General features: G+C 70.2%; 10 protein-coding genes. 7 read left to right on the top strand and 3 right to left on the bottom strand.

Features of this window, described 5'->3' with window-relative positions:
- Positions 1–3 precede the first annotated feature (3 nt).
- Complete coding sequence (locus ACSHXN_RS07900; protein WP_355139781.1) at positions 4–1344, bottom strand: 6-phospho-beta-glucosidase; 1341 nt, start codon at positions 1342–1344, stop codon at positions 4–6.
- Positions 1341–2105 (bottom strand): DeoR/GlpR family DNA-binding transcription regulator, encoded by a 765-nt coding sequence (locus ACSHXN_RS07905; RefSeq protein ID WP_355139783.1) that lies wholly within the window; start codon positions 2103–2105, stop codon positions 1341–1343. Before ACSHXN_RS07905 ends, ACSHXN_RS07900 begins: the two co-directional genes overlap by 4 nt.
- A 128-nt stretch (positions 2106–2233) precedes the next feature.
- Here ACSHXN_RS07905 and ACSHXN_RS07910 point away from each other — a divergent pair, with 128 nt between their 5' ends.
- The 6 genes from ACSHXN_RS07910 (at position 2234) to ACSHXN_RS07935 (ending at position 9639) form a co-directional block, all read left to right on the top strand.
- Positions 2234–3283, top strand: a complete 1050-nt coding sequence (locus tag ACSHXN_RS07910; RefSeq protein WP_355139785.1) for a carbohydrate kinase family protein — start codon at positions 2234–2236, stop codon at positions 3281–3283.
- 48 nt (positions 3284–3331) lie between these two features.
- Positions 3332–4618, top strand: a complete 1287-nt coding sequence (locus ACSHXN_RS07915) for an ABC transporter substrate-binding protein (RefSeq protein WP_355139787.1) — start codon at positions 3332–3334, stop codon at positions 4616–4618.
- Positions 4618–5580, top strand: a complete 963-nt coding sequence (locus ACSHXN_RS07920) for a carbohydrate ABC transporter permease (RefSeq protein WP_438302847.1) — start codon at positions 4618–4620, stop codon at positions 5578–5580. Before ACSHXN_RS07915 ends, ACSHXN_RS07920 begins: the two co-directional genes overlap by 1 nt.
- Positions 5581–5594: 14 nt before the next feature.
- On the top strand, positions 5595–6458 hold the full coding sequence (locus ACSHXN_RS07925) for a carbohydrate ABC transporter permease (protein ID WP_355139791.1): 864 nt from the start codon (positions 5595–5597) through the stop codon (positions 6456–6458).
- A complete protein-coding gene (locus ACSHXN_RS07930; protein ID WP_356295714.1) occupies positions 6458–9382 on the top strand; it encodes a glycoside hydrolase family 2 TIM barrel-domain containing protein in 2925 nt (974 codons plus the stop codon). Before ACSHXN_RS07925 ends, ACSHXN_RS07930 begins: the two co-directional genes overlap by 1 nt.
- Positions 9383–9444: 62 nt before the next feature.
- Positions 9445–9639, top strand: coding sequence for a hypothetical protein (locus ACSHXN_RS07935; RefSeq protein ID WP_356111400.1), 195 nt, complete (start codon positions 9445–9447; stop codon positions 9637–9639).
- 544 nt (positions 9640–10183) lie between these two features.
- Here ACSHXN_RS07935 and ACSHXN_RS07940 read toward each other — a convergent pair.
- Positions 10184–11071 carry a helix-turn-helix domain-containing protein gene (locus ACSHXN_RS07940; protein ID WP_355139795.1) on the bottom strand — a complete coding sequence of 296 codons (888 nt, stop codon included), beginning with the start codon at positions 11069–11071 and terminating at the stop codon, positions 10184–10186.
- A gap of 146 nt (positions 11072–11217) precedes the next feature.
- Here ACSHXN_RS07940 and tkt point away from each other — a divergent pair, with 146 nt between their 5' ends.
- Positions 11218–13293, top strand: coding sequence for a transketolase (gene tkt / locus ACSHXN_RS07945; RefSeq protein ID WP_355139797.1), 2076 nt, complete (start codon positions 11218–11220; stop codon positions 13291–13293).
- The last annotated feature ends 1 nt before the right edge of the window (position 13294 follow it).

The raw sequence follows: 13294 nt of genomic DNA on the forward strand, positions 1-13294 counted from the left end.
CGCTCAGCTGAGATAGGCCAGGCCGGGGTGGACCGACGTGTAGCCGTCGACCAGCCTGCGGGCCACGTTCACGGAGTCGACGAGCGGATGGAAGGCGAACGCCTTCACCGCCGTCGCGCGGGAACCGGACTCAGCCGCGGCGAGCACCTCGCGCTCGACCGCCTTCACCGCGCAGACGAGTCCCGTCGCGTGGCCGGGGAGCGGGTCGACCGCGACCGGGTGCGCGCCGTTGGCGTCCACCAGGCAGGGCACCTCGATGACCGCGTCGGCGTCCAGTACGGAGAGGGTGCCGCGGTTGCGCACGTTGAGGATCAGCGTCGTGCGCTCGTCGCGGGCGATGGCCCGCATCAGGGCGAGGGCCACCTTCTCGTAGCCGCCGGAGAGGTCGTCGGCGTCGCGCTCGCCCGCGCCCGCCGTCTGCCGGTTCTCCGCCATGTAGGTGGCCTCGCGCTCGGCGCGTGTACGGTCCCAGGTCCGCAGGGCCGAGGCGTCCGGGTTCTTCAGCTCCTCGTAGAACCGCGCCTGCTGGTCGCGCAGGAAGGCGCCGCGGGTCTTCTCGGCCTCGCGGTAGGCGCGCACGGCCTCGCGGTTGAAGTAGTAGTAGTGCAGGTACTCGTTCGGGATCGCGCCCAGGGACTGCAGCCAGTCCGGGCCGAACAGCTTGCCCTCCTCGAACGAGCCGAGCAGCGCCGGGTCGGCGAGCAGTCGCGGCAGTTCGTCGCGGCCGGCGACGCGCAGGCCGCGCACCCACCCCAGGTGGTTGAGCCCGACGTAGTCGATGAAGGCCTCGCGCGGGTTCGCGACGCCGAGTACTCGGGCGATACGGCGGCCGAGGCCGACCGGGGAGTCACAGATGCCGATGACGCGGTCGCCCAGGTGGCGGGACATCGCCTCGGTGACCATGCCCGCCGGGTTGGTGAAGTTGATGACCCAGGCGTCGGGAGCCAGCCGGGCCACCCGTCGCGCGATGTCGACGGCGACGGGCACCGTCCGCAGCCCGTACGCGATGCCGCCCGCGCCGACCGTCTCCTGGCCGAGGACGCCCTCCGCGAGCGCCACCCGCTCGTCGTCGGCACGTCCCTGGAGTCCGCCGACCCGGATCGCGGAGAAGACGAAGTCCGCGCCGCGCAGCGCCTCGTCGAGATCGGTGGTGGCGGTCACCTCGGGGGCGTCCGGTACACCCGCGGCCTGTTCCGCCAGCACCCGGGTCACGGCCGACAGCCGCTCCGCATCGAGGTCGTGCAGCACGACACGGGTGACACGACCGTCGGCGCGGTCCCCGAGGAGCGCCCCGTACACGAGCGGCACCCGGAATCCGCCGCCGCCCAGAATCGTCAGTTTCACGCTTGCACCTTTCCCGTCACGATCAGCTCGACGCCCGCCTCGTCCAGGGAGGACCGGGTCGCCGGCTCGACCGGCGCGTTCGTCACCACCACGTCCAGGTCCCCGGCGTCGCAGACCTTCGCCATGCCCGTGCCCGGGAACTTGGCCGCGTCCGCGAGCAGCACGATCCTGTCGCTCGACTTGATCATCGCGCGCTTGACCGGCACCTCGACCACCGTCGTGTCCATGACCTGGCCACCCGGCCGTACCCCGCTGGTGCCGAGGAAGAGCCAGTCGGCGTGCAGCTGGCGCAGGTTGTCCTCGGTGAGGAATCCGACCAGGGAGCGGTATTCACGGCGGACCATGCCGCCGAGCAGCACCAGTTCGATGCCCTCGTCGTCGGCCAGCTCCTCGTAGACCACCAGGTTGCTGGTGATCACGGTCAGCCGCCGTCCGTGCAGCTGCCGGGCCAGCCGGAAGGCGGTGGTGCCGATGTCGAGGAGCACGGACTCGCCGTCCCGGATCATCCCGGCCGCTCCGACCGCTATGGAGTCCTTCTCGGGCACGCGCATTTCGGCGACCTCGGCGAAGGGCTGATCCCCCTCGTCGACGACCGCGCCTCCGTGCACCCGCGTCAGCAGTCCGTCGTCCTCCAGCTTGACCAGGTCGCGCCTGATCGTCGCGGGGCTCACGCCCAGTTGCTCGGAGAGATCGGTCACAGCCGCGGGGCCACCGGAGCGCAGGGCCCGCAGGATGAGTTGGTGTCGTCGTTCTGCCAGCACGCCGTGAACACTACTCGTCATCTTCAATCATTTCTATGCTCAGTTCTGCTCGACTATTGACCAATCTCGACGAGGGGCGCACGATTCCGTGCACCGAATTTGAACAGTTCTGACGAGAGGACGTTCGTGTGCACGACGACCGGCCCGATGTGCTGCTGACCGGGCTGCTCTTCTACGACCTCGTCCTCACCGGACTGGGCGGCCCCCCGGCCGCCGGCGAGGAGATCTGGACCGAGGGCATGGGCAGCAGCCCCGGCGGGATCGCGAACCTCGCCGTCGCGGCCGCGCGCTTCGGTCTGAGGACCTCGCTCGCCACGGTCATCGGCGACGACTTCTACGGCGCGTACTGCCGGGACGTCCTCGCCGGCCAGGAGGGGATCGACCTCTCGCTCTCCCGGACGGCGCGGGACTGGCCCACGCCCGTCACCGTCTCGCTCGCGCTCCCCCGGACCGGCGGGGACCCGGCCGTGCCCGACCGCGCCCTGGTCACCCACGGCCAGGAGCCCCCGTACTCGCAGGACGAACTCATGGGCGAGGTGCCGCAGGCACGCACCGCCCTGGTCCACCTGGAGGCGGAGCCCCGCGGCTGGCTGGCCAAGGCGGCCGCGAACGGCACGCAGATCTACGCGGACGTCGGCTGGGACCCCACCCGGCAGTGGTCCCCCGACCTGCTCGGCCAGCTCTCCCTGTGCCACGCGTTCCTGCCGAACGAGACCGAGGCCATGGCGTACACGCGCACCGACAGCGCGGTCGCGGCACTCGGCGCACTCGCGGATCTGGTGCCGGTCGCCGTCGTCACCCGCGGCGGTGCGGGCGCGGTCGCGGTGGACCAGACGACGGGCGAGTACGCGGACGTGCCCGCCCTCGACACCGATGTGCTGGACCCCACCGGGGCCGGCGACGTCTTCGGCGCGAGCTTCGTCGCGGCCTCCCTCGGTGGCTGGCCGCTGGAGGAGCGACTGCGGTTCGCGTCACTCGCCGCCGGTCTGTCCGTACGGCATCACGGTGGCGCCCTGGCCGCGCCCGGCTGGTACGGCGTCGACCGGTGGTGGCGCTCGGTGACCGACCCCGGTCTGCGGGAGGCCTACGGCTTCCTCACCGACCGCCTCCCGGCCGACCCCGGCCCACCCGTCCACCACGCACCCGTCACGCCGCCCGATCCAGCGCGGCGGCACTGACACCCCTCGTATACGACACCCGAACAGACCCGAAAGGCGGTGGGAGCAGTGCCGCTCTCACGAAGAGGCCTGCTGCGCGCGGGCCTGGCCGGTACGGCCGCCACGGCGCTCGGCGGCCTGGCGTCCGGCTGTGCCGTTCCGACCGGTTCGACCGGCCGGAACATGGTCCTGTGGTACTGGGACGGGGGCCTCGGCGACACGGTCCTCGACAAGGCCAGAGCCCGCTACGGCGGCTCGGTCGACCTCCAGGCCATCAAGATCGGCGGCTACTACCGGTCCAAGCTGATCACCACGATGGCCGGTCGTGCCCATGTCCCCGACATCGCGGGGCTCAAGGGCGAGGACATGGCGTCCTATCTGCCCAACGCCGACCAGTTCGTGGACCTGCGGACACTGGGCGCGGAGAAGTACAGGAGCCAGTACCTGCCCTGGAAATGGGACCAGGGCATCGCCGACGACGGCACGATGGTCGGTTTCCCGATCGACTGCGGTCCCGTCGCGCACTTCTACCAGTACGCCGTCTTCCAGAAGGCGGGACTGCCCTACGAACCGGAGGACGTCTCCAGGGAGTTGAACACCTGGGAGAAGTTCTTCGGGGCGGGTGAGCGACTCAGGAAGAAGATCCCGGGAACCTACCTGCTCAGCGACGTCAACGTGGTCTTCGAGAACGCGGTGCAGCAGGGCAGCAAGCGCTACGTGGACAAGGACCGCCACTTCATCGGCGACCAGCAGCATGTGCGCACCGCCTGGGACCTGGCCGTGGAGGCGAAGCGGCGGGGGATCGTCTCGGACCTCGTCACGGGCACCCCGGACCAGTTGTCGGCCGTTCAGGACGGAAAGCTGCCGAGTCAGCTCGGCGCCTCCTGGGCCACCAACGACCTCAAGAGCGGCGTACCGAAGACCAAGGGCAGATGGCGGGTGGCCGACATGCCCGTGCGGCCCTCGAACAACGGCGGCTCGTTCCTGTCGATCACCAAGGCCTGCCGGGAGCCCGAACGGGCCTTCGAGATCATCGCCTGGCTTCTCGACCCCGCCAACCAGGCCCAGGGCTTCGTCGACGCGGGGCTCTTCCCCTCCACGCCCGCCTCGTACGGGCTCGGGCAACTGCGCGAGCCCGACCCCTTCTTCGGCGGCCAGGTCACGATGGACGTCTTCGGGCCCGCCGCCCAGAAGATCGCGGTCGCCTACAACAGCCCGTACGACGTGGCGCTCGGGCAGCCCGTCAAGGACGAGATCAAGAACGTCGGCGTCCTCGGCAAGGACCCGAAGAAGGCCTGGAGCGACGCCATGAGCAAATGCCGGCGAATAGCGGAGCACCTGGGGGTGAGCCACTGATGGCCACCGTCCCCGCACTGGAGAGGCCCCCGGCGGCCGTGGCGGACACGCCCGTCACACAGCCGAGGAGGGGCTTCAGGAAGTACTGGCATCTCTACGCCGCCATCTCCCCCTTCTACCTCCTCTTCCTCGCCTTCGGCCTGGTCCCCGTCGGCTTCTCGCTCTACGTCTCCCTGCACCGCTGGGACGGCCTCGGCTCCATGGAGTGGGCGGGCCTCTCCCAGTACCAGTACCTGCTCGGCGACAGCGACTTCTGGAGCTCGGTCGGCAACACCGTCCTGATCTGGGCGCTGGCCACCTTCCCGATGATCTTCCTGGCCATGGTGACGGCCGTGATGCTCAACTCGGCGGTCCGCTTCAAGAACGTCTACCGCTTCGCCTACTTCCTGCCGAACGTCACCTCGGTGGTGGCGATCGCGATCGTCTTCGGCTCGGTGTTCTCCACCAACTTCGGCCTTGTCAACGCCCTGTTGCAGGCGGTCGGCCTGGACCAGGTGGCGTGGCTGAACACACCGTGGGGTATCAAGATCGCCATCGCGACCCTGATGACCTGGCAGTGGACCGGCTACAACGCGATCATCTTCCTCGCGGGTCTGCAGACCATTCCGGGCCAGCTGTACGAGGCGGCACGCATGGACGGTGCGGGGCCCGTGCAGACGTTCTTCCGGGTCACGCTGCCGCTGATGCGCCCCGTCCTGCTGTTCGTGCTCGTCATCTCGACCGTCACCGGTCTGCAGAGCTTCTCCGAACCTCAGGTGCTGCTGCAGAACACGGCGAACGAGTCGACCTTCTCGGGCGGGCCCGGACACGCCGGCCGCACGATGGTCCTCTACTTCTTCCAGCAGACCTTCGACAACAACGACTTCGGCTACGGCGCCGCCGTGGCGTGGGGCATCTTCCTCGTCGTCATCCTCTTCTCGATCATCAACTGGCGTCTGGTGCAGCGCCGGGGCGAAGACTAGGGAGTCCGGTCACCATGGCATCCATACACAGCACACGGCGACCGAAGGCCATCCGGGGCACCCGGAGCCGGGGCATCGCACTCCACGCGGTCCTTGTGATCGGACTGCTGCTGTCGGCGTTCCCGTTCTACTGGGCCGTGATCATGTCGACGCACACGTCGTCGGAGATCTTCTCGTATCCGCCCAAGCTCCTGCCGGGGCCGCACTTCCTCGAGAACGTCCGCCAACTCTTCGACAACATCGACTTCTTCGGCTCGATGTTCAACTCCCTGCTGGTGGCGGGCTCGGTGACCGTCCTGGTCCTGTTCTTCGACTCGCTGGCGGCCTTCGTCTTCGCCAAGTTCGACTTCCCGGGCCGCAGGGTGCTGTTCGCCACTCTGATGGTCATTTTCATGGTGCCGGCGCAGCTCGCCGCCATCCCGCAGTTCGTGATCATGGCGAAACTCGGCTGGATCGGCACGATGACGTCGCTGATCGTCCCGGCCTCGGCCAACGCCTTCGGCATCTTCTGGATGCGCCAGTACATGAAGGGCGCCATCCACGACGAACTGCTCGACGCCTCGCGCATCGACGGCGCGAACTTCCTGCGCCAGTACTGGCACGTGGCGCTCCCGGTCGTCCGTCCGGGCCTGGCCTTCCTCGGCATCTTCACCTTCATGGGCCAGTGGAACGACTACGCCTGGCCGCTGATCGCCCTCACCAACCCGGACAACGTGACGCTTCAGGTCGCTCTGTCCCAGCTCAACGGCACCCACGGCACGACCGACTACGGCATGGTGATGACCGGCGCGCTCCTCGCCCTCGTCCCGCTGCTGATCGTGTTCGCGATCGGCGCCCGGCAGATCATCGCCGATCTGGGCAAGGGGGCCATCCGCTGATGAACCGCGATCCCCTGATCGCGCTGCGCCCCTGGGAGTCGCCCGAGGTGACCTCCTGGGGGCGGCTGCCCATGTGCGCGGTCGACCGCCGTCCGGGAGCGATGCCGCTGGACGGCGAGTGGCGCTTCCAGCTGCTGCCCGCACCGGACTCCCCCGTCACAGACACCTGGTCGTCCCAGCACGTCCCCGGCGCCTGGACCCTCCAGGACACCGGCGACCTGCCGCAGTACACCAACGTCCGTATGCCGTTCGACGCGTTCCCGCCCGCCGTGCCCGCCGCCGACCCGACGGGCGTGTACGAGCGTGACGTGCAGGTACCCGCCGCGTGGACGGACCGGCGGATCGTGCTCCAGGTCGGGGCCGCCGAGAGCGTGCTGCTGGTACATGTGGACGGACGGCCCGTGGGCGTCTCGAAGGACTCCCATCTCGCCGCCGAGTTCGACCTCTCCGGTGTGCTGCGCCCCGGGGAGCGAAGCACCCTGCGTCTGACGGTGGTGAAGTGGTCGGACGCCACGCACCTCGAGGACCAGGACCAGTGGTGGCACGGCGGGATCACCCGGTCGGTGCTGCTGTACGCGACGGACCCGCTGCACCTTGCGGACGTGACCGTGCGGGCGCGGCGGAGCGGCGAGCTGCGGGTCGACTGCCGGGTGCGGGACGCCGCCGGCGCGCTGCCCGAGGGCTGGTACGTCAGCGGCGAGGTGGACGGCTGGACGCTCACCCAGGACAAGGACTTCGACCGCGCCAACATCGAGGACGAGCGTGTCTCGGCCTTCCTCGGCGAGGCACGTCTGCTCACCACCGTGCCCGAGGTGCGCACCTGGACCGCCGAGACACCCGAACTGTACGACTTGACCGTCCGGCTCCACCGTGCCGACGGCACGGTCGCCGACACCTCGCACCATCGCGTCGGCTTCCGTGACGTGGAGATCGTCGGCCGGGACCTGCTCGTCAACGGCGAGCGTGTGTTCATCCGCGGCGTCAACCGGCACGACTTCCATCCGCTCACCGGCCGGACGGTGACCTACGACGACATGCGCGCCGATCTGGTCGTACTCAAGCGCTTCGGCTTCAACGCGATCCGCACCGCGCACTACCCGAACGACCCGGCGCTCTACGACCTCGCCGACGAGCTCGGCCTCTACGTCGTCGACGAGGCGGACATCGAGTCCCACGACCACGCCCACGAGATCGCCGACGACCCTCGCTATCTGAACGCCTTCGTGGACCGTGTCTCGCGGATGGTGCTGCGGGACAGGAACCACCCGTCGATCATCATCTGGTCGCTGGGCAACGAGTCCGACTACGGCGCGAACCACGACGCGGCGGCCGGCTGGCTGCGCCGGCACGATCCGACCCGGCCCCTCCAGTACGAGGGCGCCGCGAAGCTCGGCTGGGCCGACCCGGGCCTGGCCTCCGACATCGCGTGCCCCATGTACGCACCGATCGAGGACTGCGTCGCGCACGCCCTGTCCGGGAAGCAGACCAAGCCGCTCATCCAGTGCGAGTACTCGCACGCCATGGGAAACAGCAACGGGACGCTCGCCGACCACTGGGCCGCCATCGAGGCCACCCCGGGTCTTCAGGGCGGCTTCATCTGGGAGTTCTGGGACCACGGCATTCTCCAGCGGGTGAGCGACGGAAGACCGGCCGGGCCCGCGGGCGCCGGCCTGCATGGCAACGGTGTCGCCGCGCCCGGTCATCGCTGGGCGTACGGCGGCGACTTCGGCGAGACGGTGCACGACGGCGCGTTCATCGCGGACGGCGTGGTCTTCCCCGACCGCACGCCCAAACCGGTGATGTACGAGCACCGCGAGATCGCGGCGCCCCTACGGGTGGAGTGCTACAGGCACGAGGGCATCGTCCTGCGCAACCACCAGCACTTCCGGGGCCTGGACTGGCTGACGGGCCGGTGGGAGCTGGCGCTCGCCGACGGCCGCACCCTGAGCGCGCCGGCCGATCTGCCCGATCTGCGGCCTGGCGAGACGGCGGCGGTCCCGCTGCCGTTCGAGCTGCCGCGGGACGGGGGCGAGGTCTGGCTCACGCTCCGCGTCACCACGGCGGAGGATCTGCCGTGGGCGCCGCGCGGTACGGAGGTGTGCGCGCCCCAGGTGCGGTTGCGGCCGGCCCCGAGGCCGGTGGACGAGCCGACGGCGGACCGGCCGGTTCAGGTCGACGCGGAGGGGCTGCTCGTCCATCCGCTGCTGACCGCCGCCCCCACGCTCTCGCTGTGGCGGGCGCCGACCGACAACGACGAGCTGGGCGGCATCGCGCCGCGCTGGCGGGCCTGGGGGCTCGACGCGCTCGTGCGCAAGGCCGTCTCCGTCCGGCGTGACGCATCGCGGGTGACGGTGCTGGCGGAGTACGCCGGCACGGTCGGCGTCGTCCGCCACCGCCAGGTGTTCACCCCGGTCGAGAGCGGCATCCGTGTCGACGAAGAGGCCGAGCTGCCCGAGGAGTTCGACGACGTGGCACGGGTCGGCTCGGTGTTCGAGACGGTGGCGGGGCTCGACCTGCTGGAGTGGTTCGGGCAGGGGCCCTGGGAGTCGTATCCCGACCGCAGTGCGGGTGCGCCCGTGGGCCACCACCGCGTCGCCGTGGACGAGCTGTTCACCCCCTACCTGCGTCCGCAGGAGAGCGGTGGCCGGCACGGTGTACGCCACTTCACCTTGAGCGGGCCGGACGCCGCCGGTCTCGGCGTGGTCCTGGACGAGCCGCGTCAGGTCTCCGTGACCCGCTACCGCGCCGAGGATCTGACCGGTGCCGCACACCACGACGAGCTGAAGCCCCGCTCCGGCTGCGTGGTGCACATCGATGCCGCACACCGCGGGCTGGGCACGGCCTCCTGCGGTCCCGACACCTCGTCCTCGTATCTCGTCCCCCCGGGCGTCCACCGCTGGAGCTGGACGCTGCGCAGTCTCTGACCCCCGCCCTTCCCGCACCCCCCCGCGCTTCCCCCTCCTCTGTCACCTCTCACGGAGCACACGTGTGTACTTCGCATGACCACACTCAGGGCGAGGCCGCGCAGGCCGGCGCCGGAAAACGCAGCTTCCTGCGCGCCACCGCGCTGCTCGGCGGATACGAGTACGCGGGCAGGATCGACCAGATCCACCACGGGTGGCTCGGCGACGTCCGCATCGTCGACCGCGCCCTGCCCGTGTCCCAGTTCATGAACCATTGACGTCGGGAGATCGGACGCGCTCATGAACGAGCAGCGGCCGGCCGCCTTGGCCGACCGTCCGTCACCCCGGGCGCCTGGACGCCCGGGGTGTCTCCCCGCGCCGGCTCCTCTGCGGCGCGTCGGCCTGTTCGGCGCCGCCTTCGCCCCCGGGTCCGCGGCGGCCCCCGCCGTCGTAACCGGCCGCCTCGGTGCCGCCGTCGATCCGCCCGGGGACCGGCCGCTGCTCGAGGTGGATCTGCCGCACCTGCCGGAGACGGGCAGCCGCCCACCGGGCGGATGAGCAGTCTGCTCGCGCTGCCCCGGCGCAGTGTGTGCACGGGCGCCTTCGAGACGGAGGGCGTGGACCACCACGCGGCGAGCGGCACGCTCCACGCCGTGGTCGTGCGACCCGGCGCAGGCGTGGTCGCCACGACCGTCCACGCCTACCGCGAGCAGCAGCGGCTTCGTGAACGTGAACCGGTTGGGCTTCGGTCACTGACGGAGCGGGCCGGGGGTGGGCCGGGCGCCCACCCCCGTGTCGCCGGCCCGCGCATCCCGGTTCCGCTCATCTCAGCTCCGCGCGGAACGCGGCCGGGGTCGTGTCCGTGTGCTGGTGGAAGAACTTGGAGAAGTTCGCCGCGTCGGCGAACCCGACGGCGGCACCGACCCGTCCGATCGGCAGGTCCGTGTGCGCGAGGAGACGTTTGGCCTCCAGGATCACGCGCTTGTCTATGAAGCCCTTGGGGGTCTCGCCGGTGGCGGCGCGCACCGCGCGGACCAGGGTGCGCCGGGAGTATCCGAGGCCGTCGGCGTACGCGCTGACGCTGTGGTTGGTCGCGAACCCCTTCTCCACCTCGTCCCGGAAGCGGGTGAAGGTCGTGTCGGCCTGCTCCTGGGCCGCCTTCGCGGAACTGGCCGCGAGATGCGCGAGACGCAGCAGGAACGCGGTCAGGGAGTGCCGCAGCACCGCCGTGTGCAGACTCAGGGGCAGCGTGCCGGTGTCCTCGTACTCGCGCCGCAGCTGGGTGAGGGCCGACTGGAGCCCGTCGAGCTCGGCCGGGTCGGGGTGCAGCAGGGGTGGCAGTTCGTAGCGGTACAGACCCGCCGCCTCCACGGTGGCGCGCGGCAGGAATCCGGGTTGCATGGTGAGCACGGTGCCGTGGTACTCGCTGGCCCGGGAGAAGCGGTGGACCTGTCCGGGTCGGATCCACAGGAGGTCGCCGGCGCTCATCCGGTATTCGGCGAAGTCCACCATGTGCGTCACGGGGCCGCCGGTGAAGAGCATGACCACATGGAAGTCGATCCGGTGGACGCGGTCGACCGGTGCGGCCCGGTGCCAGGGGCGCCCGGGCTCCATGGGGGCCACCTGCATACCGACACCGCAGACGCTCTGGTCGACCGGGAAGGGGTACGTTCTGATCCCGTCACCGTCTTGCACGGTTCTGTCCACCATGTCCTTCTCGTGCCGCCTCGATCGCGCTGCCGATGTCCCACTTTCACCGAAGGCTGACACAGGTGCACCTTCCACTGCAAAAGTCAGACTTTTAGGTTTGAACGCGTTCTGTCAGCGAGTTGCCACGCAGTGAGGACTTCTTGAAGATGAGTGCGCAGAGCCCCGATGGATTCGAATGGACCGACCTCGACCGGCGGGCCGTCGACACCGCCCGCATCCTGGCCGCCGACGCGGTGCAGAAGGTCGGCAACGGACACCCGGGCACCGCGATGAGCCTGGCCCCGGCCGCGTACACGATCTTTCAGAAGGTGATGCGGCACGATCCGGCCGACCCCGAGTGGACCGGCCGCGACCGTTTTGTCCTCTCCCCCGGCCACACCTCGCTGACCCTGTACACACAGCTCTTCCTGGCCGGATACGAGCTGGAACTCGATGATCTGAAGGCGTTCCGCACCCACGGCTCGAAGACCCCGGGTCATCCCGAGTACGGGCACACCGCGGGCGTGGAGACCACCACGGGACCGCTCGGCCAGGGCGTCGCCAACGCGGTCGGCATGGCCATGGCCGCCCGCTACGAGCGCGGCCTGTTCGACCCGGACGCCCCTGAGGGCACCTCTCCCTTCGACCACACGATCTGGGCGATCGTCTCCGACGGCGACCTGGAGGAGGGCATCTCCGCCGAGGCGTCCTCGCTCGCCGGCCACCAGAAGCTCGGCAACCTTGTCTTCCTCTACGACGACAACCACATCTCCATCGAGGGCGACACCGCGACGGCCTTCTCCGAGGACGTGCTGAAGCGCTACGAGGCCTATGGCTGGCACGTGCAGCGCATCGAACCCGGCGAGAACGGCGACATCGACGTGCACGCCCTCCACGCCGCGCTCAGGACCGCGCAGGCCGAGACCGGGCGGCCCTCGATCATCGCGATGCGCACGATCATCGCCTGGCCGGCCCCGAACGCGCAGAACACCGAGGCGTCCCACGGGTCCGCCCTCGGCACGGACGAGATCGCGGCCACCAAGCGCGTCCTCGGCTTCGACCCGGAGCAGACCTTCGAGGTCGCCGACGAGGTCCTGGCCCACACCCGCACGGCTCTCGACCGCGGCACCGAGGCGCACGCCGCCTGGGACAAGCGCATCGCCGAATGGCGCACCGCCCAGCCCGAGCGCGCCGCACTCTTCGACCGCGTCGTGGCCGGTCAGCTGCCCGAGGGCTGGGAGGACGCGCTGCCGGTCTTTGAGGAGGGCGCGTCCGTCGCGACGCGTGCCGCCTCCGGCAAGGTGCTGCAGGCCCTGGGTGCGGTCGTCCCCGAGCTGTGGGGCGGCTCCGCCGACCTGGCCGGCTCGAACAACACCACCATCAACAAGAACAGCTCCTTCCTGCCGAAGGGCAACCCGCTCCCGGAGGCGGACCCGTACGGCCGCACGATCCACTTCGGCATCCGCGAGCACTCCATGGCCGCGGAGATGAACGGCATCGCCCTGCACGGCAACACCCGCGTCTACGGCGGCACCTTCCTGGTGTTCTCCGACTACATGCGCAACGCGGTCCGCCTGTCGGCCCTCATGCAGCTCCCCGTCACCTATGTGTGGACCCACGACTCCATCGGTCTGGGCGAGGACGGCCCCACCCACCAGCCCGTCGAGCACCTGGCCTCGCTGCGCGCCATCCCGGGCCTGAACATGGTCCGCCCGGCCGACGCCAACGAGACCGCCGTCGCCTGGCGCGAGATCCTCAAGCGGCACTCGACGAACCCCGCCCCGCACGGCCTCGCGCTGACCCGCCAGGGCGTGCCGACCTACGCCCCCAACCCCGAGGCAGCGAAGGGCGGTTACATCCTTCAGGAGTCCTCGACCGAGGTACCGGACGTCATCCTCCTCGCCACCGGCTCCGAGGTGCAGCTGGCCGTCGGCGCCCGGGAGCGGCTGGAGGCCGAGGGTGTGGGTACCCGCGTGGTGTCGATGCCGTCCGTCGAGTGGTTCCAGGAGCAGCCCGCCGACTACCGCGAGCGGGTCCTTCCGCCGTCCGTGAAGGCCCGCGTGGCGGTCGAGGCGGGTATCGCCCTGACCTGGTACCGGTACGTCGGTGAGAGTGGACGCATCGTCTCCCTGGAGCACTTCGGCGCCTCCGCCGATGCCAAGACCCTGTTCGCCGAGTACGGCTTCACCGCCGAGAACGTGGCCGCCGCGGCCCGGGAATCCCTCGCCGCCGTCCGCGGTTGAT

It is taken from the genome of Streptomyces sp. HUAS TT11, assembly GCF_051553595.1.
GTDB lineage: Bacteria > Actinomycetota > Actinomycetes > Streptomycetales > Streptomycetaceae > Streptomyces.

Excerpts from the sequence above, each read along its gene's own strand:
- ACSHXN_RS07920 (WP_438302847.1), top strand. The coding sequence starts at position 4,618 with ATGGCCACCGTCCCCGCACTGGAGAGGCCCCCGGCGGCCGTGGCGGAC.
- ACSHXN_RS07925 (WP_355139791.1), top strand. The coding sequence starts at position 5,595 with ATGGCATCCATACACAGCACACGGCGACCGAAGGCCATCCGGGGCACC.
- ACSHXN_RS07930 (WP_356295714.1), top strand. The coding sequence starts at position 6,458 with ATGAACCGCGATCCCCTGATCGCGCTGCGCCCCTGGGAGTCGCCCGAG.
- ACSHXN_RS07940 (WP_355139795.1), bottom strand. The coding sequence starts at position 11,071 with ATGGTGGACAGAACCGTGCAAGACGGTGACGGGATCAGAACGTACCCC.
- tkt (WP_355139797.1), top strand. The coding sequence starts at position 11,218 with ATGAGTGCGCAGAGCCCCGATGGATTCGAATGGACCGACCTCGACCGG.